The 24,966-nt window shown below is 61.9% G+C and carries 23 protein-coding genes; 9 read left to right on the forward strand and 14 right to left on the reverse strand.

From position 1 onward, the window contains the following. Window positions 1-91 precede the first annotated feature (91 nt). Window positions 92-514: a homoprotocatechuate degradation operon regulator HpaR gene (gene hpaR / locus J3P94_RS12200; protein ID WP_434573669.1), complete on the forward strand. Its 423-nt coding sequence runs from the start codon at window positions 92-94 to the stop codon at window positions 512-514. Between the two features lie 170 nt (window positions 515-684). On the opposite strand, the gene hpaI is transcribed toward hpaR (J3P94_RS12200), so the two are convergent. From hpaI to J3P94_RS12240, 8 genes are all read right to left on the reverse strand, one after another. After that, on the reverse strand, window positions 685-1,482 hold the full coding sequence (gene hpaI / locus J3P94_RS12205) for a 4-hydroxy-2-oxoheptanedioate aldolase (RefSeq protein ID WP_434573670.1): 798 nt from the start codon (window positions 1,480-1,482) through the stop codon (window positions 685-687). 13 nt (window positions 1,483-1,495) lie between these two features. After that, complete coding sequence (gene hpaH / locus J3P94_RS12210; RefSeq protein WP_434573671.1) at window positions 1,496-2,299, reverse strand: 2-oxo-hept-4-ene-1,7-dioate hydratase; 804 nt, start codon at window positions 2,297-2,299, stop codon at window positions 1,496-1,498. Between the two features lie 11 nt (window positions 2,300-2,310). Continuing rightward, entirely contained in the window at window positions 2,311-3,615 is a 1,305-nt protein-coding gene (locus J3P94_RS12215) for an MFS transporter (protein ID WP_434573672.1), read from the reverse strand. Between the two features lie 42 nt (window positions 3,616-3,657). Next, window positions 3,658-4,050, reverse strand: coding sequence for a 5-carboxymethyl-2-hydroxymuconate isomerase (locus tag J3P94_RS12220; protein WP_434573674.1), 393 nt, complete (start codon window positions 4,048-4,050; stop codon window positions 3,658-3,660). Window positions 4,051-4,132: 82 nt separating this feature from the next. Next, entirely contained in the window at window positions 4,133-4,990 is an 858-nt protein-coding gene (hpaD, locus tag J3P94_RS12225; RefSeq protein WP_434573676.1) for a 3,4-dihydroxyphenylacetate 2,3-dioxygenase, read from the reverse strand. A 105-nt stretch (window positions 4,991-5,095) separates the two neighbouring features. Further along, complete coding sequence (gene hpaE, locus J3P94_RS12230; RefSeq protein ID WP_434573678.1) at window positions 5,096-6,556, reverse strand: 5-carboxymethyl-2-hydroxymuconate semialdehyde dehydrogenase; 1,461 nt, start codon at window positions 6,554-6,556, stop codon at window positions 5,096-5,098. Between the two features lie 5 nt (window positions 6,557-6,561). Further along, entirely contained in the window at window positions 6,562-7,332 is a 771-nt protein-coding gene (locus tag J3P94_RS12235; RefSeq protein ID WP_434573680.1) for a fumarylacetoacetate hydrolase family protein, read from the reverse strand. Continuing rightward, a complete protein-coding gene (locus J3P94_RS12240) occupies window positions 7,329-8,006 on the reverse strand; it encodes a fumarylacetoacetate hydrolase family protein (protein WP_434573682.1) in 678 nt (225 codons plus the stop codon). The genes J3P94_RS12235 and J3P94_RS12240 overlap by 4 nt, the downstream gene beginning before the upstream one ends. Window positions 8,007-8,190: 184 nt before the next feature. Here J3P94_RS12240 and hpaA point away from each other — a divergent pair, with 184 nt between their 5' ends. Together hpaA and hpaR (J3P94_RS12250) are read left to right on the forward strand one after the other, a co-directional pair. Next, window positions 8,191-9,102 (forward strand): 4-hydroxyphenylacetate catabolism regulatory protein HpaA, encoded by a 912-nt coding sequence (hpaA, locus tag J3P94_RS12245; protein WP_434573684.1) that lies wholly within the window; start codon window positions 8,191-8,193, stop codon window positions 9,100-9,102. Window positions 9,103-9,317: 215 nt separating this feature from the next. Next, window positions 9,318-9,740: a homoprotocatechuate degradation operon regulator HpaR gene (gene hpaR, locus J3P94_RS12250; RefSeq protein ID WP_305500516.1), complete on the forward strand. Its 423-nt coding sequence runs from the start codon at window positions 9,318-9,320 to the stop codon at window positions 9,738-9,740. Between the two features lie 162 nt (window positions 9,741-9,902). Here the strand turns inward: hpaR (J3P94_RS12250) and J3P94_RS12255 are convergent, their stop codons facing one another. Further along, complete coding sequence (locus tag J3P94_RS12255) at window positions 9,903-10,118, reverse strand: phage infection protein (RefSeq protein WP_434573686.1); 216 nt, start codon at window positions 10,116-10,118, stop codon at window positions 9,903-9,905. A 500-nt stretch (window positions 10,119-10,618) separates the two neighbouring features. Between J3P94_RS12255 and J3P94_RS12260 the strand changes: the two genes are divergently transcribed. Genes J3P94_RS12260 through J3P94_RS12270 form a run of 3 tightly spaced genes read left to right on the forward strand, consistent with a single transcriptional unit; the run spans window position 10,619 to window position 13,517 of the window. Then, on the forward strand, window positions 10,619-11,164 hold the full coding sequence (locus tag J3P94_RS12260; protein ID WP_434573688.1) for a TRAP transporter small permease: 546 nt from the start codon (window positions 10,619-10,621) through the stop codon (window positions 11,162-11,164). Further along, window positions 11,161-12,441 carry a TRAP transporter large permease subunit gene (locus J3P94_RS12265; RefSeq protein WP_434573690.1) on the forward strand — a complete coding sequence of 427 codons (1,281 nt, stop codon included), beginning with the start codon at window positions 11,161-11,163 and terminating at the stop codon, window positions 12,439-12,441. The genes J3P94_RS12260 and J3P94_RS12265 overlap by 4 nt, the downstream gene beginning before the upstream one ends. Before the next feature lie 56 nt (window positions 12,442-12,497). Next, window positions 12,498-13,517, forward strand: coding sequence for a TRAP transporter substrate-binding protein (locus J3P94_RS12270; RefSeq protein ID WP_434573692.1), 1,020 nt, complete (start codon window positions 12,498-12,500; stop codon window positions 13,515-13,517). A gap of 1,357 nt (window positions 13,518-14,874) precedes the next feature. On the opposite strand, the gene J3P94_RS12275 is transcribed toward J3P94_RS12270, so the two are convergent. Together J3P94_RS12275 and J3P94_RS12280 are read right to left on the reverse strand one after the other, a co-directional pair. Then, the gene (locus J3P94_RS12275) at window positions 14,875-15,666 is read right to left on the reverse strand and encodes a transporter substrate-binding domain-containing protein (RefSeq protein WP_434573694.1); all 792 of its coding nucleotides are present in this window, start codon (window positions 15,664-15,666) and stop codon (window positions 14,875-14,877) included. 88 nt (window positions 15,667-15,754) lie between these two features. Continuing rightward, the gene (locus tag J3P94_RS12280) at window positions 15,755-16,408 is read right to left on the reverse strand and encodes a TetR family transcriptional regulator (RefSeq protein ID WP_434573696.1); all 654 of its coding nucleotides are present in this window, start codon (window positions 16,406-16,408) and stop codon (window positions 15,755-15,757) included. Window positions 16,409-16,549: 141 nt separating this feature from the next. Between J3P94_RS12280 and J3P94_RS12285 the strand changes: the two genes are divergently transcribed. Next, window positions 16,550-17,773, forward strand: coding sequence for an arabinose transporter (locus J3P94_RS12285; protein WP_434573697.1), 1,224 nt, complete (start codon window positions 16,550-16,552; stop codon window positions 17,771-17,773). Here the strand turns inward: J3P94_RS12285 and J3P94_RS12290 are convergent. Together J3P94_RS12290 and J3P94_RS12295 are read right to left on the reverse strand one after the other, a co-directional pair. After that, a complete protein-coding gene (locus tag J3P94_RS12290; RefSeq protein ID WP_305500528.1) occupies window positions 17,770-18,402 on the reverse strand; it encodes a response regulator in 633 nt (210 codons plus the stop codon). The genes J3P94_RS12285 and J3P94_RS12290 overlap by 4 nt on opposite strands. A gap of 31 nt (window positions 18,403-18,433) precedes the next feature. Next, on the reverse strand, window positions 18,434-19,795 hold the full coding sequence (locus J3P94_RS12295) for a cache domain-containing protein (protein WP_434573699.1): 1,362 nt from the start codon (window positions 19,793-19,795) through the stop codon (window positions 18,434-18,436). A gap of 329 nt (window positions 19,796-20,124) precedes the next feature. On the opposite strand from J3P94_RS12295, the gene J3P94_RS12300 reads away from it, so the two are divergent. Next, on the forward strand, window positions 20,125-22,185 hold the full coding sequence (locus J3P94_RS12300) for a carbon starvation CstA family protein (protein ID WP_434573701.1): 2,061 nt from the start codon (window positions 20,125-20,127) through the stop codon (window positions 22,183-22,185). A 15-nt stretch (window positions 22,186-22,200) separates the two neighbouring features. Next, the gene (locus tag J3P94_RS12305) at window positions 22,201-22,398 is read left to right on the forward strand and encodes a YbdD/YjiX family protein (protein WP_003201656.1); all 198 of its coding nucleotides are present in this window, start codon (window positions 22,201-22,203) and stop codon (window positions 22,396-22,398) included. A 565-nt stretch (window positions 22,399-22,963) separates the two neighbouring features. Here the strand turns inward: J3P94_RS12305 and J3P94_RS12310 are convergent. Beyond that, the gene (locus J3P94_RS12310) at window positions 22,964-24,760 is read right to left on the reverse strand and encodes a methyl-accepting chemotaxis protein (RefSeq protein ID WP_305500532.1); all 1,797 of its coding nucleotides are present in this window, start codon (window positions 24,758-24,760) and stop codon (window positions 22,964-22,966) included. Window positions 24,761-24,966 lie beyond the last annotated feature (206 nt).

The following is a 24,966-nucleotide window of genomic DNA, read 5'->3' on the forward strand; positions in this document are numbered from 1 at the left end:
TTTTCAAACAGTTCGCACAAAGCTGAGTGTTCCAGCGTGAAGCTGATAAGATTTGGTTAACTCATTAACTATTTTTCCGCGAAAACATGTCATGCCCAAACCCCGGCAATCCCTGACCTTGACCCTGCTGCAGGCCCGTGAAGCAGCCATGGCTTTTTTCCGTCCATCGCTGAACCAGCACGGATTGACCGAGCAACAGTGGCGGGTCATCCGCATCCTAAGCCAGCATGACGAGCTGGAAATCAATCGCCTGGCCGAACTGGCCTGTATCCTCAAGCCGAGCATGACCGGCGTACTGGTACGCATGGAAGCAGCGGGCATGGTCGTGCGGCGCAAGGCCGAGCAGGACCAGCGCCGCGTGCTGGTGCGCCTGGCACCCCAGGGCCAGGCATGCTTCGACTCGATGAGCCAGAGCATGGAGGAAAATTACCAGCGTCTGCAGGGGCGGTTGGGGGAGGAGAAATTGCAGACGTTGTTGGGGTTGCTTGATGACCTCAAGACAATCAAACGCTAGAAGGCGCGAGTGGATGTGCTTTTGTGGCGAGGGAGCTTGCTCCCGCTGGACTGCGCAGCAGTCCCCTCGATCTGCCGACCCGGAGTGTCTGGTTCATCCTGGTAGCTGATCCAGAGGCCGCTGCGCAGCCTGGCGGGAGCAAGCTCCCTCGCCACGGGGGGAACATTGAATCAATAGACACCGCCGGTCGATGGTCTTGGGGTGTTCTTGAATGTTGCAGCCAACGCCTGTAACCCACGCATCAGCACCGTCGTGTCCACGCCCACGGCGACAAAGGCTGCGCCGAGTTCGATGTAGCGTCGGGCGAGTGTCTCGTCGGCGCTGAGGATCCCGGCCGCTTTGCCCGCCTGGCGAATGCGCGCGATGGCGTCCTCGATGGCGGCTTGCACTTGCGGGTGGCCGGGATTGCCGCGATGGCCCATCGATGCGCTCAAGTCCGCTGGGCCGATGAACACCCCGTCGACGCCCTCGACGGCGGCGATGGCGTCCAGGTTGGCGAGTCCCTCGCAGCTCTCGATCTGCACCAGCAGGCACATCTGCTCATCGGCGTGGTCGAGGTAGCCGGCAATGCTGTTCCAGCGCGAGGCCCGGGCCAGTGCGCTGCCGACGCCGCGTACACCGTGGGGCGGGTAATGCATGGCGCGCACCAGTTCGCTGGCTTGGGCGGCGCTTTCCACCATCGGCACCAGCAGCGTTTGCGCGCCGATATCGAGCAGTTGCTTGATCAGCGCCGTGTCGCCTATAACCGGGCGAATCACCGGTTGGCCGGGGTAGGGCGCGATGGCCTGGAGCTGGCCGAGCACGGTGCGCAGGTCGTTGGGCGCGTGTTCACCGTCGATCAGCAACCAATCGAATCCGGCGTTGGCTGCCAGCTCCGCGCAGTAGGCGTCGGCCAGGCCCAGCCACAGGCCGATTTGTGCTTCACCGCTGCGCAGGCGTTGCTTGAAGGTATTGACGGGCATGTCCATGAGAAGTCTCCGGTCAGACGAAACGGCAAGCGATGGAGCCAAGCATGTCGTAGTCGACATGGAAGGTATCGCCCGGATTGGCCGCCACCGGGCGGGTGAAAGAGCCGCCCAGGATGATCTGGCCCGGCTGCAGCGTGACGTCGTAGGCCGCCAGTTTGTTCGCCAGCCAGGCCACGCCCTTGGCCGGGTGATTGAGCACCGCCGCCGACACGCCGGACTCTTCGATCACGCCGTTGCGATAGAGCACTGCCGGCACTTTGCGCAGGTCGATCTCGGTGGGCCGCACGGCACGGCCGCCCATGACCACGCCGGCATTGGCGGCGTTGTCGGAAATGGTATCGAAGACCTTGCGGGTGACCTTGGTCTGCGGGTCGATCTGCTGGATACGCGCATCGATGATTTCCAGCGCCGGAATCACCCATTCGGTGGCATCAAGCACGTCGAACAGCGTCACGTTCGGGCCTTTGAGCGGCTTGCCGAGAATGAACGCCAGTTCGACTTCCACGCGCGGCACGATGAAGCGTTCGAACGGAATGTCGCTGCCTTCATCGAAAAACATGTCGTCCAGCAGCGCGCCATAATCCGGTTCGGTGATATTCGACGAGACCTGCATCGCGCGGGAAGTCAGGCCGATCTTGTGGCCGACCAGCTTGCGCCCGTCGTTGATTTTTTGCGCGACCCAGGCGCGCTGGATAGCGTAGGCGTCATCGATGGTGATGCCTGGATGGTCGAGGGAAAATTGCCGCACCTGTTCACGGGAGCGTTCGGCTTGGTCAAGACGCGCGGCGGCTTGCTGGATGAGGCTTTGATCGAGCATGACAAGGGTCTCTATTGTGGATTGACGATGGCTGCCCGGGTGCGCAGCACCAACAGGCCACCCAGGGCGATGAGCAGTGCCAGGACGTAAAGGGCCAGGCTGGCGCTCTGGGTGGTGTCGCGCATCCAGCCGATCAGGTAGGGCGCGAAGAACGAAGCGATGCTGCCGAAGGAACTGATCAGTGCGATGCCGGCGGCCTGGGTGCTGTTGGACAGGAACGCCGGTGGCAGTTGCCAGAACATCGGCAACGCGGCACTGGCGCCCATGCCGGCGAGGATCAGGCCGCCCAGCACCAGAGTCGGATTGGCCGGGGAAAGCCCGGCGACGGCAATGCCGGCCGCCGCCATCAACAGCGGCACGCACAGGTGCCAGCGGCGTTCGCGGTGGTGATCGGACGAGCGTCCGCAACCGATCATGAAGAAACAGCCGGCCAGGTAAGGCACGGCGCTGAGCAGCCCGACCTTGCCATCGCTGCCGATGACGGCGCCATGGATCAGGGTGGGCATCCAGAACGCCAGGGTGTTGACCGCCAGCATCACCGCGAAATACACCGCCACCAGCAGCCAGACCTGCGGGTTGCCGAGAATGGCCGAGAACGAGGTAATGGATTTGCGCTGTTCTTCGTGGCTCAGTTGCGCACGCAGTTGCTGCTTGGCGTCGGCGCTGAGCCAGTTGACCGTCTCGAAGCTGTCGGGCAGGCACTTGAGCACCACCAGGCCGAGCAGGATCACCGGCAAGCCTTCGATGATGAACATCCATTGCCAGCCGCGCAGGCTGCCGAAGTCATGGAAATGTTCCAGTATGCCGCCTGACAACGGCCCGCCGATCACGCCCGCCATCGGCACCGCAATGGCAAACAGCGCCGTGACCTGGGCCCGGCGCCGCGCCGGGTACCAACGGTTGAGAAAAACCAGGATGCCCGGGAAGAACCCGGCCTCGGCCACGCCCAGCAGAAAGCGCAACACGTAGAATCCGCTGGCGCTTTCGATGAGGAACATGCCGGTCGACAACGCGCCCCAGACCACCATCAGCGTGGCGATCCAGCGACGCGGGCCGACCCGGTCCAGGGCCATGTTGCTCGGCACGCCGAACAGCGCATAGGCGATGAAGAACAGGCCGGCGCCGAAGCCATAGACCGTGTCGCTGAATTGCAGGTCGGCGCTCATCTGCATCTTGGCGAAGCCGATGTTGATGCGGTCCAGGTGGGCAAAGAGGTAGCAGACCAGCAACAGCGGCATCAGCCGCCAGGTGATGCTGGCATGGGTGCGGTCGTGCGCGAGGGTGCCGGCGGTGTCGGCAGTATTGGCTGTGCTCATGATCTTGTACTTTTTGTCTGAGAGGCCGATGGGGCGAACGGGCTAGCTGGGCTGGCCCTTGAGAAAGGCGTGGACGTTGTTGGCCTTGAAGTTGAGCTGCTCGTGCAGCTCGATCATCTCGAACGACAACGCCAGCAGGCGTTGGGCCTGCAAGTCGGCGAAGTGCGTGGTGATCAGTTCGAAAAGTTTTTCCGCGATCTTTTGCCGGGTAGCCAGGTCGCGACCATGGCCGACCTTGAGCGTCATATGGACAAAGGCGTAATCGTGCTTGCCGTCGGCCATGCGCCAGGTGTCCAGGCGCACGCCACGGCTGCGGATGCCGCCCAAGGGAAACACGCCGCTGTCGCCTAGCAACAGGTGGACCTTTTCAAACAGGCCGGGCAGGTCGGCCTGCTGCTCGATGTTATCGGTGTATTCCGCGATGAAATGGGGCATGGGGGCCTCCTGCGTCGGCAGCTTCGAGTTGTAAGCGGCAAGCGGCAAGTTGAGGCGATCAGCTTGAGCTTGCGGCTGTTGTTCAGACTGGAAAAATCGCGTTGATCTGGCCGGTGCCGGAGCTGCCGAAGGGCTCGGTGATGATTTCGGCGGGTTTGGCGTAGTCCGGCCCGCCGAGCAGCCCCAGCAGCATCGCCGTGTCGTGCATCTTGCCTTCGCCGAAGCAGTGTTCGGCGTAGTCCGGCAGCATGGCGCAGAACTCTTTCCAGCGGCCTTCGCGCCACAACTTCACGACGTGCAGATCGACCTGCTTGTCGAATTCCCGCGTCCAGTTGTGGATGTTGGCTTCGGCGTTGCGGTCGTCGGAGAAACGGTGGGACAGCGAGCCGGAGGCCAGGACCAGGACCTTGCGGTCGCTCTTCTCGATGGCCCGGCGCACGGCGGCGCCGAAGGCAAAGCTGTCCTGCAGGCGGTGCCAGGCGCACCAGGCGGCAATCGACACCACGTTGAATTTCTGCTGCGCCGGTACATCCATGTGCATGTAGCGCATCGGCACCAAGGTGCCGTATTCCAGCTCGAGGCTGGGGATGTCGTGGGCCAGGGTTCTTATATCGGCGGCATTGGCCTCGGCGGCGATCAACTCGCCCAGCTCCGGACAACCCGGGTATTCGTACTCCATGTTCTTGATGAAGTGCGGCAGTTCGTTGCTGGTGTAGATGCCTTTGAAATGCGCGCCGCTGTTGACGTGATAAGCGCTGTTGACCAGCCAGTGCACGTCGAACACCACGGCGGTATCGGCGCCGAGTTCACGGGCGCGACGGCCGATTTCCTTGTGCCCGGCAATCGCTGCCGCGCGGCAGCCATGATGCTTGCCGGGCAGCTCGGACAGGTACATCGAGGGAACGTGGCAGATTTTCGCAGCCAGGACGACTTCGCCCATGATGATTCTCCTGAAATGTTGTTCTTGTTGATCTTCAAAACGCTGAATCAGGTCTTGCCGATGAGCTCCCTCGCCACGGGGCCATCGTCGCCAAGGAGGCTTGGGCTACACCCCCCACCGCGGAATGTGATGGCTGCCCATGGAGATGCACACGTTCTTGATCTCGGCGAATACTTCGAAGCTGTACTGTCCGCCTTCGCGGCCGGTTCCGGAACCCTTTACGCCACCGAAAGGCTGGCGCAGGTCGCGCACGTTCTGGCTGTTGATGAACACCATGCCGGCCTCGATGCCATGAGCCAGGCGATGGGCCTTGCCGATGTCCTGGGTCCAGATATAGGAGGCCAGGCCATATTCGGTAGCGTTGGCCAACCGCAACGCCTCGGCCTCGTTCTTGAACGGAATCAGGCATACCACCGGGCCGAAGATTTCTTCCTGGGCGATGCGCATGTTGTTGTTCACGTCGGCGAACACCGTCGGCTGGATGAACTGGCCGCGACTCAGATGCGCCGGCAGATTGGCCGGACGCTCCAGGCCACCGGCGAGCAGGGTGGCGCCTTCTTCGATACCGATCCTGATGTAGCCGGTGACCTTGTCATAATGGGCCTGGGTGATCATCGAGCCGACCTGGGTCTTGGGGTCCTGCGGGTCGCCGACGATCAGGCGTCTGGCGCGGGCGGCGAACTCGGCTACGAATTGTGGGTAGACACTTTCCTGGATGAAGATCCGGCTGCCGGCGGTGCAGCGCTCGCCGTTCAACGAGAAGATGGTGAACAGTGCCGCGTCGAGGGCACGGTCAAGATCGGCATCTTCGAAAATCAGTACCGGTGACTTGCCGCCCAGTTCCATCGAGTACTTTTTAAGGCCAGCGGTCTGCATGATTTTCTTGCCGGTGGCGGTGCCGCCGGTGAAAGAAATCGCCCGCACGTCCGGGTGACGCACCAACGCATCGCCGGCCGTGGCGCCGTAGCCCTGGATCACGTTGAGCACCCCGTTGGGAATGCCGGCCTCGACGGCCAGGCGCCCGAGTTCGTTGGCGGTCAGCGGTGACAGCTCGGACATTTTCAGCACGGCGGTATTGCCCAGTGCCAGGCATGGCGCGGTCTTCCAGGTCGCGGTCATGAACGGCACGTTCCACGGCGAGACCAAGGCGCAGACACCCACCGGCTGGTACAGGGTGTAGTTGAGCATCTGGTCGTCGACCGGGTAGGTGTGACCGTCCATCCGGGTGCAGACTTCGGCGAAGAAATCGAAGTTGTGCGAGGCCCTTGGGATCAGCACGTTCCTGGTCTGGTGGATCGGCAAGCCGGTGTCGAGGGTTTCCAGTTCGGCCAGTTTCGGCACGTTCTGTTCGATCAGCTCGCCGAGTTTGCGCATCAGCCGGGCCCGTTCTTTTGCCGGGGTGTTGGCCCATTTCGGAAACGCTGCCTTGGCCGCCGCGACTGCCTGGGCGACTTCCTCGGCGCCACCGCTGGCGACTTCGCCAATGGCCTCGCCGGTGGCGGGGTTGTAGTTGACGAAGACGTCTTTGCTCTCGACCTCACGGCCATCGATCCAGTGTTTGATCATGCTGCTCAAGCCTCTTTCCGGGACGCGAAGAACTCGGCTTCGCTGACGATTGTGTTGACCAGGCGACCGACGCCTTCCACTTCCACGACCACTTCATCGCCCGGCACCACATCGGCCAGGCCTTCGGGCGTGCCGGTGGCGATCATGTCGCCGGGTTGCAGGGTCATGAAGCTGGACAGGTATTCGATGAGGTAGGGAATGTCGAAGATCATGTCCTTGGTGCTGCCTTGCTGGCGCAACTCGCCATTGATCCAGGTGCGCAAGGTCAGGTTGCCGGGGTCGGCTACATCGGCAACGTCGACGATGTACGGACCGACCGGTGTCGTGGCGTCACGGTTCTTCACCCGCAGGTTGGGGCGGTAGTAGTTTTCCAGGTAGTCGCGGATCGCGTAGTCGTTGCAGACGGTGTAGCCGGCCAGGTAGTCCAGCGCGTCCTCACGCTTGACGTTGCGCGCCGGTTTGCCGATGACCGCCACCAGCTCGCACTCGTAGTGCATGTAGGCAACGTTGTCGGGGCGCCAGGTGATCTGGTTGTGGCCGGTGTAGGTGCCGGGGGACTTGATGAAGGCCAGCGGTTCGGTCGGCGGCTTGAACGCCAACTCCGCAGCGTGATCGGCATAGTTCAGGCCCAGGGCGAACATGCTGCCGGTGGCCGGGGGCAGCCACTGCACCTGGTTTTCGGCCAGCAGCCGACCGTCGGCCAGGCGCACGGCGTTATCGTGCTCGACCGTGACGGCGTGGACCCGGCCTTCAAAGTGAATGCGTGCGCGTTTCATGAGGCGGCTCCTGTTTGCTCGGCGACGATGGTATTGACGAGTCGGCCGATGCCGCTGATGTCCACTTCGACGCGATCGCCGGGCAGTACATCGACCCGGCCCTCGGGCGTGCCGGTGATCAAGACATCGCCGGCATGCAGGGTCATGAACTCGCTGATCTCGGCGATCAAGCGGGGGATGTCGCGAACGAAATTGGCCGTGTTGTTCTGCTGGCGAACCTCGCCGTTGACGTACAGCGTGACCGCCAGGCTGTGGGGGTCGGCCACGTCGGCGCTGGGCACCAGGTCGGGACCGATGGCGCAAAAGCCATCCCGGCACTTGGCCTTGACGGCGGGGCGGTAGTAGCTGTCCTCCGGCAGGCTGAATTCATTGACCACCATGTAGCCGGCCACGTAGTTCAACGCCTCGTCGGCGCTGACGCGGCTGGCGGACTTGCCCATCACTACACCCAAGGCCGGCCCGGGTTGCAAGCGCTCGCCCTGGCCTGGATGAATCACCTCGGCCTCGTGCTGGTTGCGGGTGTTCGGCGTCTTGATGAACAGCACGGGCTTGAGCGGCGGCTTCTGGTAAGGCGCTTGCTCGAACTCGGCGAGGCGCTGCTTCAGCAGCCCCTGGTAGTTCAGCGCGACCCCGAACAGGGTGCCGGTCGCGACGTCATGCAGGGCACGGCTCATGCTTGTCTCCTGGGATGGCAGAGACCAGTGCTCTGCGGATATTGTTAACGTGTTAACAGTTATAATTAAGATGTTAACTATCGTCAAGCGTGGCAGAATCTTCCGGCACTGGTTGCCCTGCCGATTTCGGCGCAGCATGAGCGCAGGCAGTGGCCTGAATCAGAATAAAAACGAGTAATGCGTGATGACCGAACGGCAGCCGATCCCGAACATCAACATTGGCCAGGTGTACGACCAGCGCTACAGCGATGCCGAAGTGCATTACGACCGGCTCGCCAACCTGGCCGGCTTTTTTGGGCGCAACATGCCGGTCCATCGGCATGACCGGTTCTTCCAGGTTCACTACGTCAAGAGCGGCACCGTGCGGGTGTATCTGGATGATCGGCAATACGTCGAATCAGGGCCGATGTTTTTTCTCACGCCGCCGACCATCCCCCACGCTTTTGTTACCGAAGCCGACAGCGACGGACACGTACTGACGGTGCGTCAGCAACTGGTGTGGCAATTGATCGATGCCGATCCGAGCCTGGCGCCGGCGGGCGTGCAGATGCCGGCGTCCTGCGTCGCGCTGGCGCAGTTGGGGCCGGAGCAGACGGGGGAGGTGCGGCGGCTGGACTGCCTGTTCGAGGAATTGAGCGAAGAGGTGACGGCCGGGCGGCCGGGGCGCAGCGCGGCGCTGGACGGCTTGACGCGGCTGATCATGATCAGCCTGCTGCGGCTGTGCTCCAACTCCCTGGAAGCCAGGCCGGCGCGGCATGAAGACCTGAAGATCTTCCACCGTTTTAATGAGTTGATCGAAGCGCATTATTTCCAGCACTGGCCCCTGTCGCGTTATGCCGCGGACATTGGCGTGACCGAGGCGCGCCTCAACGACGTGTGTCGACGAATCGCCGACCTGCCTTCCAAGCGCTTGATCATGGAGCGCCTGATGCAGGAGGCCAAGCGGCTGCTGTTGTTCACCGGTAGCTCGGCCAATGAAATCTGCTACCAACTCGGCTTCAAGGACCCCGCGTATTTCAGCCGGTTTTTCCAGCGTTACGCCAGGCTGACACCGGGGGAATATCGGCAACGGCAGTCGGGCATGTTGTTCAAATAGGTCGACTAACCCGTGGCGAGGGAGCTTGCTCCCGCTCGGCTGCGTAGCAGTCGTAAAGCCTGCCAATGCATTTCGTCCTGGACAGCGGGGTTGAATGGTTTTGGGGTCGCTTCGCGGCCCAGCGGGAGCAAGCTCCCTCGCCACAAAAGCGAGGCGCTTGCAGCAGCCTGCCGGCGACACTAAGCTGCCGACTCGCCCATCCATACAGTTAGAACATGGCCAACCCGAGACCTTCACTGACGCTGACTCTGCTGCAAGCCCGCGAAGCGGCGATGGCTTTTTTTCGTCCGGCGCTGAACCAGCATGATCTTACGGAGCAGCAGTGGCGGGTGATCCGCATTCTGCACCAGCAGGGTGAGTTGGAGAGCCACCAGCTCGCCCATCAGGCCTGCATTCTCAAGCCCAGCATGACCGGCGTGCTCACTCGCCTGGAGCGCGACGGGCTGGTGCGGCGGCAGAAATCCAGCCAGGACCAGCGTCGGGTTTTTGTTGGCCTGACCGAGCGCGGCCAGCAGTGTTTTGTGTCCATGAGCGAAGGCATGGAAAGCAACTACCGGCGGATCGAGGAACAGTTCGGCGAAGAAAAAATGCAGCAACTGCTGGGTTTGCTCAATGAGTTGAAAAACATCAAGCCTTGAGCCTTTGCCCTTAGAGCTTTTCGTGGCGAGGGAGCTTGCTCCCGCTGGGCTGCGCAGCAGCCCCAAAACCATTCAACCCGGTTCTCCAGGAAAAACCGGCTGGCAGGTTGACGACTGCTGCGCAGCCGAGCGGGAGCAAGCTCCCTCGCCACAACAGCGCTTTCATGCGGTGCTGCGTTCACGCAGCTCCTGCAACCGATCAGCCCCGCCTTCAGCCACGCGATTCTGAATCAGACGATCAGAGCCACCCTCAGCCAGCTGCTGCGCAGCCTGGCCATGGGAAAGGGAGCTCTTTGCCGAGGCCGCCGTCGACAAGCCGATACCGCCAACCAGCGTCAGGGCAATTGCGAGGGATGAAAGTTTCGAGAAATTGAACATGGTGATTCTCCTTGCGCGTTATTGAGTGGGCCGTGGCAGCGCCTGTGTGCTGCTGTCCGGTGTGTGCAGTTAAACGCGCAGGTGTATCGGCGATGTGTGCCGGGAAGGCGTGAAATCGGCGAATTCGTATCAATTCGCTGCCCATATACACAGCGATACAAATCCCCCGTGACCAGCGGGTTAGACCCCGTAATCCACTGACCAGTGACCGATAATCGCACGCTAGTTCCGTCTTGATTCGTGCTCAGGCCCCGCAAGGTTATTGACCGGATTAACTGGGTAGTACATTTTAGCTGGCACTCAGCCTCGCCATGCCCAGGCAAGGCCATAATAAAAAACAGAGGTCCTCATGCGCTCCCGTCCAATGGCTTTCGCCCCGTCCCACGCCTCCAGCTCCGGTATCTGCCGGGACGTTTCAGTTTCGATCCGATAGCGCACGCGTTTGCGCTCTGTCGCGCCGGATACATGTCGGCGCTCGGTCAACCTGTGAGGTCTTCAAGATGACAAAAGTCGTCGATTTGTATTTCAAGCTGCTGAAGCTGCTGATTGTCCTGTGCATGGTCGCGATGATCGTGCTGGTGTTTGGCAACGTCGTGCTGCGCTATGCGTTCAACTCCGGCATCAGCGTTTCGGAAGAACTGTCGCGCTGGTTCTTCGTCTGGATGATTTTCCTCGGCGCCCTGGTGGCGCTCAAGGACCGCGCCCATCTGGGCATGAACAGCCTGGTCAAGCGCTTGCCGCCCGCCGGCAAGCGTGCCTGCCTGGTCATCAGCCATCTGCTGATGCTGTATATCTGCGGCTTGATCGTCAGCGGCAGCTGGCAACAGGCGGTGATCAACCTGGACGTGGTCGCGCCGGCTTCGGGTCTGTCGATGGCGTTGTTCTACGCCGCCGGCCTGGTGTTCGGCGTCAGCGCCACCGTCATTTTGCTGTATGAACTGTACCTGGCGCTGTTCGGTAAACTCGCGGATGACGAGCTGGTGATGGTCGAAGCCAGCGATGCTTCGGCAGCCAACCACGACACCCTCAAAGGTAGCCGCCCATGACCTTGGCCATTTTCCTCGGGTCGTTGATGGGCAGCATGGCGCTGGGTATGCCGATTGCCTTTGCCTTGCTGGTGGTCAGCGTCGCGCTGATGTTCTACCTGGACCTGTTCGATGCCCAGATCATTGCGCAGAACCTGCTCAATGGCGCTGATAGCTTTCCGTTGATGGCCGTGCCGTTCTTCATGCTCGCCGGTGAGGTCATGAATGTCGGCGGCCTGTCCAAGCGCATCGTCAACATTGCCATGGCGCTGGTGGGGCACAAGCGCGGAGGCCTGGGTTATGTCGCGATCATCGCCTCCTGCCTGTTGGCGTCGCTATCCGGTTCGGCGGTGGCTGATGCCGCGGCACTGGCAGCGCTGCTGGTGCCGATGATGGTGCTGGCCGGGCACAACCGAGGACGTTCGGCCGGGCTGATCGCCGCTGGCAGCACCATCGCGCCGGTCATTCCGCCGAGCATCGGTTTCATCGTTTTTGGCGTGGCCTCCGGGGTATCGATCTCCAAGCTGTTCCTGGCCGGAATTGTGCCCGGGCTCATGCTCGGTGCCGGGCTCGCCATCGCCTGGTGGTTCATCTCCCGCCGCGAGAATGTCGAGACGGCGCCCAAGCGCTCCCGTTCCGAGGTACTGCGCACATTGCTGGACGGCAGCTGGGCGATGGGCCTGCCGCTGATCATCATCCTCGGCCTCAAGTTCGGCATCTTCACCCCCACGGAAGCGGCGGTGGTCGCGGCGGTCTATTCGCTGTTCGTGTCGTTGGTGATCTACCGGGAAATGAAGATCAGCCAGCTGTACGAAGTGATCCTGTCATCGGCCAGGACCACCTCGGTGGTGATGTTGCTGGTGGCGGCCGCGATGGTCTCGTCTTGGCTGGTGACCATCGCCGACCTGCCGGGCCAGTTGGCCGACCTGCTGGCGCCGTTCATGGACAACCAGACCCTCCTGCTGCTGGTGATGATGGCGCTGATCATCCTGGTCGGCACGGTGATGGACATGACCCCGACCATCCTCATCCTCACGCCGGTGCTGATGCCCGCGGTGATCCAGGCGGGCATCGACCCGGTGTACTTCGGCGTGCTGTTTCTGATCAACACCGCGATTGGCCTGATCACGCCGCCCGTGGGCACGGTGCTCAACGTGGTCTGTGGCGTGGCGAAGCTGGAATTCGAGGAAATCGTGCGTGGCGTGTGGCCGTTCATGCTTGCGCAATTTGCGGTGCTGTTCCTGCTGGTGCTGTTCCCTCAGCTCGTCCTGGGACCGTTGAAGTTCTTCACCGGTTGATGCCGGTGCAATCCGTAGCAGCTCGAAACCAACAACAATAAAGATCGGAGACTGACATGCAAAAACTGATGAAAACCTTGCTGGCCGGGGCCTGCGCAACAGGCTTGCTGCTCGGCAGCGTGGCCGGCCACGCCGCTGAGATCCGCGAGCGCACCCTGCGTTTTGCCTTCCAGAACGTCAAGGAACATCCGCAAGGGCAGGGCGCGCAGAAGTTTGCCGACCTGCTCAGTGAAAAGAGCGGCGGCAAGCTCAAGGTTCGTCTGTTCCCTGGCGGAACCCTGGGCGGCGACGTGCAGACCGTCTCGGCCCTGCAAGGCGGCACGCTGGACATCACGGTGCTGAACTCCGGCATCCTCGCTGCCCAGGCCGCGGATTTCGCCATGCTCGATTTCCCGTTCCTGTTCAACAACGCCGAGGAAGCCCACGCGGTCATCGACGGGCCGGTCGGCCAGAAACTCGCGGCGCAGTTGGACAGCAAGGGCCTGGTCGGCCTGGGTTACTGGGACCTGGGGTTCCGTCACCTGACCAACAGCAAGCATCCGGTGGCGAAACTTGAAGACATGCAGGGCTTGAAGGTTCGCGTCATCCAGTCGCCGATCTATCTGGAAACCTTCAGTGCCCTGGGCGCCAACCCGGTGCCGATGGCTTTCCCGGAGGTCTATACCGGCCTGGAGCAACACACTATTGATGGTCAGGAAAACCCGTTCACGGTGATCGAAGGCAACAAATTCTACGAGGTGCAGAAGTACCTTTCGGTGACGGGCCACATCTTCAATCCGCAGTCGTTGATCATCAGCCAGAAAACCTGGAACCGCCTCAACGACGATGAAAAGGCGCTGATCCGCGAGGCCGCGAGCGAGGCGCAGAAGTTCCAGCGTGAAGTCACCGCGGCGAGCATGGACAAGGCCAAGGCGACGCTGGCGGGCGCCATGACTGTCAACGAAATCACCCCGGCCGAGAAAGATCGTTTCCGCGAACGCGTGCAGCCGGTGATCGATAAATTCGCCAAATCCCTGGACGGTGAGCTGGTAAAGATGATGTACGCCGAAATCGCCAAGGTGCGGGCGGGGCAGTGAGACCCCTTTAGAGACCCTGGACTATGGGAGCGAGCTTGCTCGCGATAGCGGTGTGTCAGTTGATGAAAATGTCGACTGATCTGGCTCCTTCGCGAGCAGGCTCGCTCCCACAGTAATTTTGGGTTGGACTCAGGATCTGCGTGCGCCACAGATGTTCTTGTGGGAGCGAGCCTGCGCGCGAAAGCGGTGTGTCAGTCGATGAAGATGTCGACTGATCTGGCGCCTTCGCGAGCAGGCTCGCTCCCACAGTGGTTTTGGGTGGGACTCAGGATCTGCGTGCGCCACAGATGTTCTTGTGGGAGCGAGCTTGCTCGCGATAGCGGTGTGTCAGTTGATGAAAATGTCGACTGATCTGGCGCCTTCGCGAGCAAGCTCGCTCCCACAGTGGTTCTGGGTTGGACTCAGGATCTGCGTGCGCCAAAGATGTTCTTGTGGGGGCGAGCCTGCTCGCGAAAGCGGTGTGTCAGTTGATGAAAATGTTGACTGATCTGGCGCCTTCGCGAGCAGGCTCGCTCCCACAGTGGTTTTGGGTGGGACTCAGGATCTGCATGCGCCACAGATGCTCTTGTGGGGGCGAGCTTGCTCGCGAAAGCGGTGTGTCAGTTGATGAAAATGTCGACTGATCTGGCGCCTTCGCGAGCAGGCTCGCTCCCACAGTGGTTCTGGGTTGGACTCAGGATCTGCATGCGCCAAAGATGCTCTTGTGGGAGCGAGCCTGCTCGCGAAAGCGGTGTGTCAGTTGATGAAAATGTCGACTGATCTGGCGCCTTCGCGAGCAAGCTCGCTCCCACAGTGGTTCTGGGTTGGACTCAGGATCTGCATGCGCCACAGGTGCTCTTGTGGGAGCGAGCTTGCTCGCGAAAGCGGTGTGTCAGTCAATGAAGATGTCGACTGATCTGGCGCCTTCGCGAGCAGGTTCGCTCCCACAGTGGTTCTGGGTTGGACTCAGGATCTGCGTGCGCCAAAGATGTTCTTGTGGGGGCGAGCCTGCTCGCGAAAGCGGTGTGTCAGTTGATGAAAATGTCGACTGATCTGGCGCCTTCGCGAGCAGGCTCGCTCCCACAGTGGTTTTGGGTGGGACTCAGGATCTGCATGCGCCACAGATGCTCTTGTGGGGGCGAGCTTGCTCGCGAAAGCGGTGTGTCAGTCAATGAAGATGTCGACTGATCTGGCGCCTTCGCGAGCAGGTTCGCTCCCACAGTCTGTTTTGGGTTGGACTCAGGATCTGCATGCGCCCAGATGTTCTTGTGGGAGCGAGCCTGCTCGCGAAAGCGGTGTGTCAGTTGATGGAAATGTCGACTGGTCTGACGCCTTCGCGAGCAGGCTCGCTCCCACAGGTTTTATATTTGCAGATACATCACTGGGCGCCGGGGACGGCCAGCCACTGTCCGATCACTTTCTGGTAGCTGCCATTGGCCTTGCTCAGGTGCAGCCACTGGTCGACGTACATTTTCCAGGTGTGGTCATCGCGCGGCAGCAGGTAGGCCTTCTCGCCGTATTGCAGGTACTGGGTCGGGTTGACGGCGCACAGGCCCGGTTTGAGTTTCTGCTGGTAGAGCGCTTCGGAGGCGTCGGTGATCATTACGTCGGCGCGTTTTTCCAGGAGTTCCTGGAAGATGGTCACGTTGTCATGGAAAGCCAGTTGGCCCTTGGGCAGGAATGCCCGCACGAAGGCTTCGTTGGTGCCGCCGGCCGGCTCGACAAGACGCACCGAAGGCTGGTTCATCTGCTCGATGGTCTGGTAGCGCGACTGGTCTTCGCAACGCACCAGGGGGATCTTGCCGTCAACGTCCAGGGTGCTGCTGAAATAGGCTTTTTTCTGCCGTTCCAGGGTTACCGAAATCCCGCCCATGCCGATGTCACATTTGCCGGCCAACATGTCTGGCATCAGGGTTTTCCAGGTGGTCTGGACCCATTGCACCTTGACGCCGAGGCTGGTGGCGAGGGAACGGGCCATGTCGATGTCGATGCCCTCGTATTCACCCGATGCGGCCTTGTAGGTATAGGGCTTGTAGTCGCCCGTCGTGCACACCCGCAGTTCACCTTGTTGCAGGACCTTGTCCAGATGCGAAGGGGTTGGCTCGGCCAGGGCGCTGCCGCAGAACGCCAGCAGGCCACAGAACGTCATCGTGCTTGTTATGGTTTTCATGGATCGGACGTCTCGCAAAGGGAAGGACAAGACGGGCGAGTGTAGTAAAAGTGTCGGCGGGCTGTCACCGGATCGTCGGGACGAGCAGTCAGCCTGGCGCGATCTCGACGGCTTTCTGCCGCAGACTCTCCAGATAGGCACAGAACATATCGGCCATGGCATCGGCATAGGCCCGGATTTCCTCGCCGGAGCGTGGCGTTGCCGAAAATCGCTTACCCACGGAACCGAGCGTGGTGATGATCAGGTCACCGGCCAGGGCGCGGGTCTGCGCGCTGGCTTCCGGCAGCACTTGTTGCATGAAAGCGTCCACCGATTGCTGCACCGAGATTCGCGCCGTCTGATGTTCGGGGGCATCGCGGTAGAGCGGGGCGGCGTCATTGAGGGCGATGCGTATCTGCGCCTCGTCGCATTCGGACTGGATGAACGCCTGCACCAGATCCCTCAATCGCTGCAGAGGCGGCTTGCCCTGGTCCTCGAGGATGTCCCGCAGCATGGCGGTGGTTTGTTGCCACTCGTCACTCTGCAACCGGAACAGGATCGCCGCCTTGTTCGGGAAGTATTGATACACCGACCCGACGCTGACACCCGCGCGCTCCGCCACACGAGCGACGGTGAAACGCGGGGCGCCGTGGCTTGCCAGAACCTGAACAGCCGCCTCCAGGACGGCCGCCACGAGTTCGGTGGAGCGGGCCTGTTTCGGCTGTTTGCGCGAGGAAATCTGCGGGCTTGGGCGTTCGGACATGAAGTTCATGCACCTCGAAAGGAATGCGAATAGGCAATGCGACGGATTATTCGTATCTTGAATGCGACTAATTGATCGCATTCTAGTCGGCTGCACAGACGCCGTTCAACTTCACTTCGCTTCCTTTCCATGGGTAGGGTCATGACTCAAGAAAATCTTCATCACGGCGCCGCATCGGCGCTCGGGGCAACCGTCGAGGCCTGTCCGGCGCTCAAGCTGTTGCCGCTCACACTGACCGTGTTCGTCGGTTTCCTCACCATCGGCATGCAATTGCCGGTCTTGCCGCTGCACCTGCATGACACGCTGGGCATGGGCACGCTGGTGATTGGCCTGGTGGTCGGGGCACAGTTCGCCGCGGCGCTGCTGTCACGGGCCTGGGCCGGCAATTTTGCCGACCTGCGTGGCGGCAAGCGCGCGGTCATGGCCGGGCTGGTGACGGCCGCCGTTTCCGGGCTGGTCTATCTGCTTTCCCTGGCGTTCGTTACCGCGCCGGTTACGTCGGTCTGGCTTTTGTCGGGCGGCCGCGTGCTGCTGGCGATCGGGGAAAGCCTCATCGTCACCGGAGCGATGGGCTGGGGCATCGGCCTGGTGGGGCCGCAGCATGCCGGCAAGGTCATGGCCTGGAACGGCATCGCCATGTACGGCGCCTACGCACTGGGTGCGCCGCTCGGTGTTGCGCTGAATGCCGGTTGGGGCTTCGTGGGCATCGTCCTGGCCTCGATGTTCGTGCCGCTGCTGGCCTTGGCGATTGTCGCCGGCGTGCGCGCCGTCGCCCCTACGGCGACCCGGCGTACACCGTTCTACAAGATGCTCGGCGCTGTCTGGGTTCCTGGCTTGGGGTTGGCGTTCTGCAGCGTCGGTTTTGGTGTTCTCACCGCGTTTATCGCCCTGTTGTTCGCGGCCCGGGAGTGGGGCAACGCCTCGTTGGCGTTCACCGCGTTCGGCGTGGCGTTCATCGGTGCGCGGCTGCTGTTCGGGCACCTTCCGGACAAGATTGGTGGCGCCCGTGTGGCACTGGTCTGTGTGTTGATCGAAAGCGTTGGGCTGCTACTGATCTGGAGCGCCGACAGCGCGACCAGCGCCTACCTGGGGGCGGCACTCACCGGTTTCGGTTATTCCCTGGCGTTTCCCGGCTTTGGCGTGGAGGCGGTGCGGCGTGCGCCACCACAGGCTCGCGGTCTCGCCATGGGCGCCTATGTCGCCTTTCTCGATATTGCCTTGGGCATCACCAGCCCGCTGGCCGGCCTGTTGGCGAGTGGCTGGGGCATTGGTGCGGTTTACCTGGGCGGCGCCATCGCCGTGGCGCTGTCGTTTGTAGTGGCTTTGGTGTTGCTCGGAAGGCAGCCAGGCAAGCTCCCTCGCTAGCGGGAAACAAGTCCGTGATCGATCGCGTATTTCACCAGTGCCGCAGGCTTGTCGATATTGAGTTTGCGGCGGATGCTCAGGCGGTGGGTTTCGACGGTGCGTACGCTGATGTCCAGTTCACGGGCCATTTCCTTGTTGTTGAGCCCCTCGACCATTTTCGCCAGGACCTGGCTCTCGCGCGGCGTCAGTTCGCTGTCGGTGTTCGGGTCGGTGGCGAGGCGCTGGGCGATCTCGGCGCTGTAGAAGGTGCCGCCGCCGATGATGGCTTCGATGGCGGCAATGATCTCCTTGGAAGGTGAATTCTTCAGGACGTAACCGCTGGCACCGGCGCGCACGGATTCACTGATGTACTCATGATTGTCGTACATGCTCAGGATGAGGATCTTCAAGCCGGGGTATTGCTTGCCCAGCAGCCGGGTCAGCTCGAGGCCGTTCATGTCCTTCAGGCCGATGTCCATCAGCAGCAGGTCCGGCTGGCAGCGCCCGACCATGTCGATCGCTTGCGCGCCGTTCTCCGCTTCGCCGACCACGTCCAGGCGGGGCATGACGGACAGCAGCGCGCGAATGCCGTCACGAACCAGCGAGTGATCGTCGACCAGGGCGACGCGTATGGCGGGGGGCAGGGTCATGGGCAGGTGCTCTTGTGGAAATGAACGCGCATCAACTTTCCGTGACCGACAGGGTCATGGGCAACAGGATATCCAGTTCGCTTCGTCCCGGAACCGAGGTCATTTCCAGCCGCCCGCCAAAATGCTCGACCCGTTCGCGGATATTACGCAGGCCGATGCCGGTGTGACCACGCTCGACCTGCGGGACGTTGAAGCCCATCCCGTCATCCACCACGGTCAGGCGCAGGGATTGGCCCGAACCGAACAGGGTGATGGCGACTCGTTTCGCCCCGGCGTGTCGCTCGATGTTGGTCAGCGCCTCCTGGGCAATCCGGAACAGCGAGACCGGGGCGCCGTTTTCCAGGCGACAGTCGAATTCGTTGCTTCGGTAGGACACTTCCAGGCCACTGCGCTGTTCGAATTCGGCCGCGAGCTGGCCGATGGCGGCGGGCAGGCCCAGGGTATCGAGCAACGAGGAACGCAAATCATGAGAAATACTGCGGATTTCACCGATCGCTTCGCCCAGTCGATCGGTGGCATTCTTCAAGATGCCGAGGCCATTTTCCTGGCCGTTCTCGATCACATGGCTGGCCAGTTCGAACTGGAACTTGATCGAAACCAACAGCTGGCTGATGCCGTCGTGGAGTTCGCGAGACACCCGCGAGCGCTCTTCCTCCTGCAAGCTGACGATACGCTGGTTCAAGCGCTGCAGTTTCTTGTCGGCCAGGCGATGCTCGCTGACATTGAGGGTGATGCCGCCGGCAAACACCAGCAGCACCGCGACCAACGCGATGGCGGCGATGGCCTGCATGGTGGTGTGGATGCCCTGGGCCACTTCGGCGCGAGCCTGCTGGGTGGCGCGTTCGACGTCTTCCAGGTAGATCCCGGTGCCCAGCATCCAGCCCCAACGATCGAGCATCACGACGTAGGCGAGCTTGTCGGTTACCTGACCGGAGGAGGGCTTGTTCCAGGCATAGCGCTGAAAGCCTTCGCCTGATTCGGCGCTCTTGAGCAAGGCCTGGATGACGGGCAGGCCCTGAGGATCCTTCATGTCCCAGAGATATTGCCCCACCAGCTCCGACTGGCGGGCATGCATCAGGCTGCGACCCTGGCGGTCGTAGACGAAAAAATAACCGTTGATGCCAAAGCTGAGCTTGCGCAGTTCTTCCAGTACCTGCTGTTGTGCCCGCGCATCTCCCTGGCCGTCGTTGTACAACGGGGCGATCAGGCTCTGCGCCATCTCTACGTAGTTCTTCAGCTCGGCGCGTTTACTGGCCAGGATACTGTCTTCGATCAGCTGCGCCTGTTGGTCACCCAACTGGCGATTGAGCGAGATGACCAAGGCACCAATAACGGCAATCGCCAGGACCAGCGGCAGGATCCCGAGAGCGACGATCTTGTGTTTGAGCAGCATCTGTACTCCTGTCCGGATCCGGCGGGGAGGCGAATGGCGGCATCATATGCCAAACCCATGGGTGAAACATAAAACCTGTGGGAGCGAGCCTGTGTGGGAGCGAGCCTGCTCGCGAAGGCGTCGGGTCAGTCAGGATTATCGTTACCCGACACACCGCCTTCGCGAGCAGGCTCGCTCCCACAGGGGGACACAGGAGGAAGGGGCATCTACGTAGTACTACGGATTTATTTATTGACGGCCAGCAGGGATATTGGGCCAGCTCCGAATTGCCGGGGCCACACTATAAAAACAATCGCCGCAATCCATTGGATATCGGCAGGAGACATGCAATGACAACCCGTCTGGTTAAACACCTCGCCTGGTTTGCCGTGGCTGTTCTGGGAGCGTGTGCGCTGAGCGTCGTGGCCCTGCGCCGCGGAGAGCCGATCAACGCCCTCTGGATCGTCGTCGCAGCCGTGGCCATCTACCTGGTCGCCTACCGCTACTACAGCCTCTTCATCGCCAACAACGTGATGCAACTCGATGCGCGCCGGGCCACGCCCGCCGTGCTCAACAACGATGGCCTGGACTACGTCCCGACCAACAAACACATCCTCTTCGGCCACCACTTCGCGGCCATTGCCGGCGCGGGGCCGCTGGTCGGGCCGGTGCTGGCGGCGCAGATGGGCTATCTGCCCGGCACGCTCTGGCTGATCGCCGGCGTGGTGCTGGCCGGTGCGGTGCAGGACTTCATGGTCCTGTTCCTGTCGACCCGCCGCAACGGTCGCTCCCTGGGCGACATGGTGCGCGAGGAAATGGGCCGCATCCCCGGCACCATCGCGCTGTTCGGCTGCTTCCTGATCATGATCATCATCCTCGCGGTGCTGGCGCTGATCGTGGTCAAGGCCCTGGCCGAGAGCCCGTGGGGCATCTTCACGGTGATGGCGACCATCCCGATCGCGATGTTCATGGGCATCTACATGCGCTACATCCGCCCGGGCCGCATCGGTGAAATCTCGCTCATCGGCGTGCTGTTGCTGCTCGGTTCGATCTGGCTGGGCGGGCAGATCGCTGCCGACCCGGTCTGGGCCAAGGCCTTCACCTTCACCGGGATCCAGATCACCTGGATGCTGATCGGCTACGGTTTTGTCGCCGCGGTGCTGCCGGTGTGGCTGATCCTGGCGCCACGGGACTACCTGTCCACATTCCTCAAGATCGGCACCATCATCGCCCTGGCGATCGGCATCCTGGTGACCATGCCCGAGCTGAAAATGCCGGCGCTGACCCAGTTCACCGACGGCACCGGGCCGGTGTGGAAGGGCGGTCTGTTTCCGTTCCTGTTCATCACCATCGCCTGCGGCGCGGTCTCGGGTTTCCACGCGCTGATCTCCTCGGGCACCACGCCCAAGCTGCTGGATAACGAAACCAACGCCCGCTACATCGGTTACGGCGGCATGCTGATGGAGTCGTTCGTGGCGATCATGGCGATGGTCGCGGCCTCGGTGATCGAGCCGGGCGTGTACTTCGCCATGAACAGCCCGGCGGCGATCGTCGGCACCGACGTGGTGGCTGTGGCCCAGACCGTCAGCAGCTGGGGTTTTGCAATCACCCCCGACGCGCTGCAAGCGGTGGCCAAGGACATCGGCGAGACCACCATCCTGGCCCGTGCCGGCGGTGCGCCGACCCTGGCGGTGGGTATCGCGCAGATCCTTCACTCGGTGCTGCCGGGTGAGAACACCATGGCGTTCTGGTACCACTTCGCGATCCTGTTCGAAGCGCTGTTCATCCTCACCGCGGTAGACGCCGGCACCCGTGCCGGGCGGTTCATGCTGCAGGACCTGCTCGGCTCGTTCGTGCCGGCCCTCAAGCGCACCGAATCGTGGACCGCCAACCTGATCGCCACCGCCGGCTGCGTCGCGCTGTGGGGCTACCTGCTGTACCAGGGCGTGATCGATCCGCTGGGCGGCATCAACACCTTGTGGCCGCTGTTCGGCATCTCCAACCAGATGCTGGCCGGTATCGCGCTGATGCTCGCCACCGTGGTGCTGATCAAGATGAAGCGCCAGCGCTACGTCTGGGTCACGCTGCTGCCGGCCAGCTGGCTGCTGATCTGCACCACCACCGCGGGCCTGATCAAGCTGTTCGACGCCAACCCGGCGATCGGCTTCCTGGCCTTGGCGCGCAAGTACAACGATGCCCTGGCCGCCGGCCAGATCCTGGCCCCGGCCAAGAGCATCGAGCAGATGCAGCACGTGGTGTTCAACGCCTACACCAACGCAACGCTGACGGTGTTGTTCCTGTTCGTGGTCTTCAGCATCCTGTTCTATGCGCTCAAGGTTGGCATCGCCGCCTGGGGCACGAAAGAACGCACGGACAAAGAAGCACCATTCCAGGCCCTGCCGGACGCTTGATAGGGGATTGCAACGATGTTCAATGACTTGAGTCGCCTCGGTAAATACCTCGGTCAGGCCGCCCGCCTGATGGTCGGCATGCCCGACTACGACAACTACGTCGAGCACATGCAAACCAAGCACCCCGACAAGCCGCTGATGGACTACGAGGCGTTCTTCCGAGAACGCCAGGAAGCCCGCTACGGTGGCAAGGGTGGCCCCAAATGCTGTTGAACTGAAGTAATCCCCTGTGGGAGCGAGCCTGCTCGCGATAGCGGAGTGTCAGTCAAGGATGATGTCGACTGACCTGACGCCTTCGCGAGCAGGCTCGCTCCCACAGTTGTTTTCGGTTGGACTCAGCATTTGCGTGTGTCACAGATGCCCTTGTGGGAGCGAGCCTGCTCGCGAAAGCGGAGTGTCAGTCAAGGACGATGTCGACTGACCTGACGCCTTCGCGAGCAGGCTCGCTCCCACAGTTGTTTTGGGTTGGACCCAGGATTTGCATGTGCCACAGATGCCCTTGTGGGAGCGAGCCTGCTCGCGAAAGCGGAGTGTCAGTCAAGGACGATGTCGACTGACCTGACGCCTTCGCGAGCAGGCTCGCTCCCACAGTTGTTTGGGGTGAATTCAGGATTGTATGTGCGCAGAAAGGCCAATGTGGCGAGGGAGCTAGCTCCCGCTCGGCTGCGCAGCAGTCGCAAGACGGGTGATGCGGTCAGCCTGAAGAACCGCCGGGGCCTGCTGCGCACGCCAGCGGGAGCAAGCTCCCTCGCCACAGTTGTCTGGCTTGATCCTTTGATCAGTCAGCCAGCAACACCGCCGCATCAAACCCCACCCGCAGGTTGCCCCAGTGACGGCCGCCAAAGAAGAACGGTACGTCGATCTCGGTCATGATTTCCCCGGTGTCGCGCAGGTAGGTCTGGAGCAGGAAGCGCTGGACGTTGCCCGCCGCGCGCAGGCCAATCGGGTCGTTGAAGATCCGCTTGTTGCGGCACACCGGCAGGTCGACCGCGCGGTCGCCAGTGGGTTGCTTGGACACCCAGCTGTTGTTGACCGGGCAATAGCCCTTCGTATCGACGATGAACGAGACCTTGCCGCCCGGCGTGCTGCGGGTCAGCTTGTCGCATTCCTCCTGGCAGACCCGGGCGAAGCGTTCGGTGTAGCTGGTCATGTATTGCTTGGGATCGGTGCCCGGGATCAACTGGTAATTCTGGTCGAACAGGTTGACGCCTTCTTCCTGCAGCGCCTGCAGCTGAACCTGGAGCGTGTCGCGGCATTCGCTGGCGCGGGTGATGGCGGCGTCCAGCTTGCCGTGGCCGAGCACGAAGCGGCCCAGCAGCGTCTGGACCTTCTCGGCAACACCGGACAGATCGCGGGTGGCGGTCGCCGACTGCTGCATGCGCTGGTCGATCGACTGGCTGTCGGCATGGATCTGGGTGACGCGTTCGTTGATACCGGTGTTGGAGTCGGCGAACTGCTGGATGTGGTCGGCGATATCCGCCAGTTTGCCGTTGGTGGACTCGAAGTCGACGATCATGCTCTCGAAATGGCCAGAGGCGCGCTCCACTACCTTCTGGGTTTCCCGGGCGCTGTGGCTGATCTGGGTGGTCTGCTCGTGGGTGGAACTGACTTCCTGGAGCATCGCGTCGATGTTGCGGGAAATATCATCGGTAGCCCGGCTGACGTTTTGCGCCAGGGTGCGCACTTCATCGGCGACCACGGCGAAGCCACGGCCACTTTCCCCGGCGCGCGCCGCTTCGATGGCGGCGTTGAGCGCCAGCAGGTTGGTCTGGGCGGAAATCTGCTGGATCAGCCCGACGATGGATTTGATGCTCGACGAACGCTGGTTCAGCGCGTCCACCAGCGTGGCGAATTCACCCAGGCTGCTGGAGATCTCGCTGATGTTGCCGGTCACTTCCAGCAACTCGGCATAGGAATCGCGGGCCATGTTCAGGTTCTGCGCGGTGGTGCTGGAGATGCCCTGGGTCTGGCGCGAGACTTCTTCGATACGGCCCACGGCGGTGTTGCTCTGGTCCATCACTTCCTTGGCGAAGCGCGCCTGGTGGGTCGCGCTGTCGCTGGAGTCGCTGATGTTCTTCAATGAACGGGCCGACTCCACGGCAATGTGCACCGTCAAGGCCTGGACGTTGCTGATGATCTCGCGCTGCTTGGCCAGGAAGCGGTTGCAGGTGGCGGCCAGCGTGCGGATCTCGTCATGGGTGACCAGCGGCAAGTCCTTGGACAAGTCACCTTCGCCGTTGGCGATCTCTTCCAGCGCCTTGGTCATCACAGTGACGGGGCGCACGATGAGGTGGCGGAAATACCAGACCATGAAGCTGATCATGCCGAACGTCAGGAGCGCGCCGAAGAGCAGGGCATGGGTGAGGCTGTCGAGGCGATCTTCGATCTGGCCCAGCAGTGCGGCGTCCAGTTGGGCCGTGCGCAACTGCACGAGAATATCGGCCCGGGCACTGACGGCGACCCAGTACAGCAGGCCACTGACGACGACCAGCAGGAAAAGGCTTGAAAGCTTTTTGGTGAGGGTATCGAAGAATTGCATCTCGATAGACTCGTACAAGGCCTTTAACGTCTGCATGCCGCTGCTCCTGGGCAAAAAAATCACTGAATGGAATACATTCGACCGCTGACGCCAAAGCTTTAGGGTAGCAGGGCGATTTGATATCACTTTGTGGGAGCGAGCTTGCTCGCGAAGGCGCAGGTACAGCCAACATCAATGCTGGCAGACCCACCGCTTTCGCGAGCAGGCTCGCTCCTACAGGGTGTATAGCGCTATCAATTTGA

Origin of the sequence: Pseudomonas sp. Z3-8 (genome assembly GCF_051131975.1) — a bacterium.
Lineage (GTDB): Bacteria > Pseudomonadota > Gammaproteobacteria > Pseudomonadales > Pseudomonadaceae > Aquipseudomonas.

What these genes read in the sequence shown, in the direction of transcription:
- hpaR (WP_434573669.1), top strand. Translation starts at nt 92, where the DNA reads ATGCCCAAACCCCGGCAATCCCTGACCTTGACCCTGCTGCAGGCCCGT.
- hpaI (WP_434573670.1), bottom strand. Translation starts at nt 1,482, where the DNA reads ATGGACATGCCCGTCAATACCTTCAAGCAACGCCTGCGCAGCGGTGAA.
- hpaH (WP_434573671.1), bottom strand. Translation starts at nt 2,299, where the DNA reads ATGCTCGATCAAAGCCTCATCCAGCAAGCCGCCGCGCGTCTTGACCAA.
- J3P94_RS12215 (WP_434573672.1), bottom strand. Translation starts at nt 3,615, where the DNA reads ATGAGCACAGCCAATACTGCCGACACCGCCGGCACCCTCGCGCACGAC.
- J3P94_RS12220 (WP_434573674.1), bottom strand. Translation starts at nt 4,050, where the DNA reads ATGCCCCATTTCATCGCGGAATACACCGATAACATCGAGCAGCAGGCC.
- hpaD (WP_434573676.1), bottom strand. Translation starts at nt 4,990, where the DNA reads ATGGGCGAAGTCGTCCTGGCTGCGAAAATCTGCCACGTTCCCTCGATG.
- hpaE (WP_434573678.1), bottom strand. Translation starts at nt 6,556, where the DNA reads ATGATCAAACACTGGATCGATGGCCGTGAGGTCGAGAGCAAAGACGTC.
- J3P94_RS12235 (WP_434573680.1), bottom strand. Translation starts at nt 7,332, where the DNA reads ATGAAACGCGCACGCATTCACTTTGAAGGCCGGGTCCACGCCGTCACG.
- J3P94_RS12240 (WP_434573682.1), bottom strand. Translation starts at nt 8,006, where the DNA reads ATGAGCCGTGCCCTGCATGACGTCGCGACCGGCACCCTGTTCGGGGTC.
- hpaA (WP_434573684.1), top strand. Translation starts at nt 8,191, where the DNA reads ATGACCGAACGGCAGCCGATCCCGAACATCAACATTGGCCAGGTGTAC.
- hpaR (WP_305500516.1), top strand. Translation starts at nt 9,318, where the DNA reads ATGGCCAACCCGAGACCTTCACTGACGCTGACTCTGCTGCAAGCCCGC.
- J3P94_RS12255 (WP_434573686.1), bottom strand. Translation starts at nt 10,118, where the DNA reads ATGTTCAATTTCTCGAAACTTTCATCCCTCGCAATTGCCCTGACGCTG.
- J3P94_RS12260 (WP_434573688.1), top strand. Translation starts at nt 10,619, where the DNA reads ATGACAAAAGTCGTCGATTTGTATTTCAAGCTGCTGAAGCTGCTGATT.
- J3P94_RS12265 (WP_434573690.1), top strand. Translation starts at nt 11,161, where the DNA reads ATGACCTTGGCCATTTTCCTCGGGTCGTTGATGGGCAGCATGGCGCTG.
- J3P94_RS12270 (WP_434573692.1), top strand. Translation starts at nt 12,498, where the DNA reads ATGCAAAAACTGATGAAAACCTTGCTGGCCGGGGCCTGCGCAACAGGC.
- J3P94_RS12275 (WP_434573694.1), bottom strand. Translation starts at nt 15,666, where the DNA reads ATGAAAACCATAACAAGCACGATGACGTTCTGTGGCCTGCTGGCGTTC.
- J3P94_RS12280 (WP_434573696.1), bottom strand. Translation starts at nt 16,408, where the DNA reads ATGTCCGAACGCCCAAGCCCGCAGATTTCCTCGCGCAAACAGCCGAAA.
- J3P94_RS12285 (WP_434573697.1), top strand. Translation starts at nt 16,550, where the DNA reads ATGACTCAAGAAAATCTTCATCACGGCGCCGCATCGGCGCTCGGGGCA.
- J3P94_RS12290 (WP_305500528.1), bottom strand. Translation starts at nt 18,402, where the DNA reads ATGACCCTGCCCCCCGCCATACGCGTCGCCCTGGTCGACGATCACTCG.
- J3P94_RS12295 (WP_434573699.1), bottom strand. Translation starts at nt 19,795, where the DNA reads ATGCTGCTCAAACACAAGATCGTCGCTCTCGGGATCCTGCCGCTGGTC.
- J3P94_RS12300 (WP_434573701.1), top strand. Translation starts at nt 20,125, where the DNA reads ATGACAACCCGTCTGGTTAAACACCTCGCCTGGTTTGCCGTGGCTGTT.
- J3P94_RS12305 (WP_003201656.1), top strand. Translation starts at nt 22,201, where the DNA reads ATGTTCAATGACTTGAGTCGCCTCGGTAAATACCTCGGTCAGGCCGCC.
- J3P94_RS12310 (WP_305500532.1), bottom strand. Translation starts at nt 24,760, where the DNA reads ATGCAGACGTTAAAGGCCTTGTACGAGTCTATCGAGATGCAATTCTTC.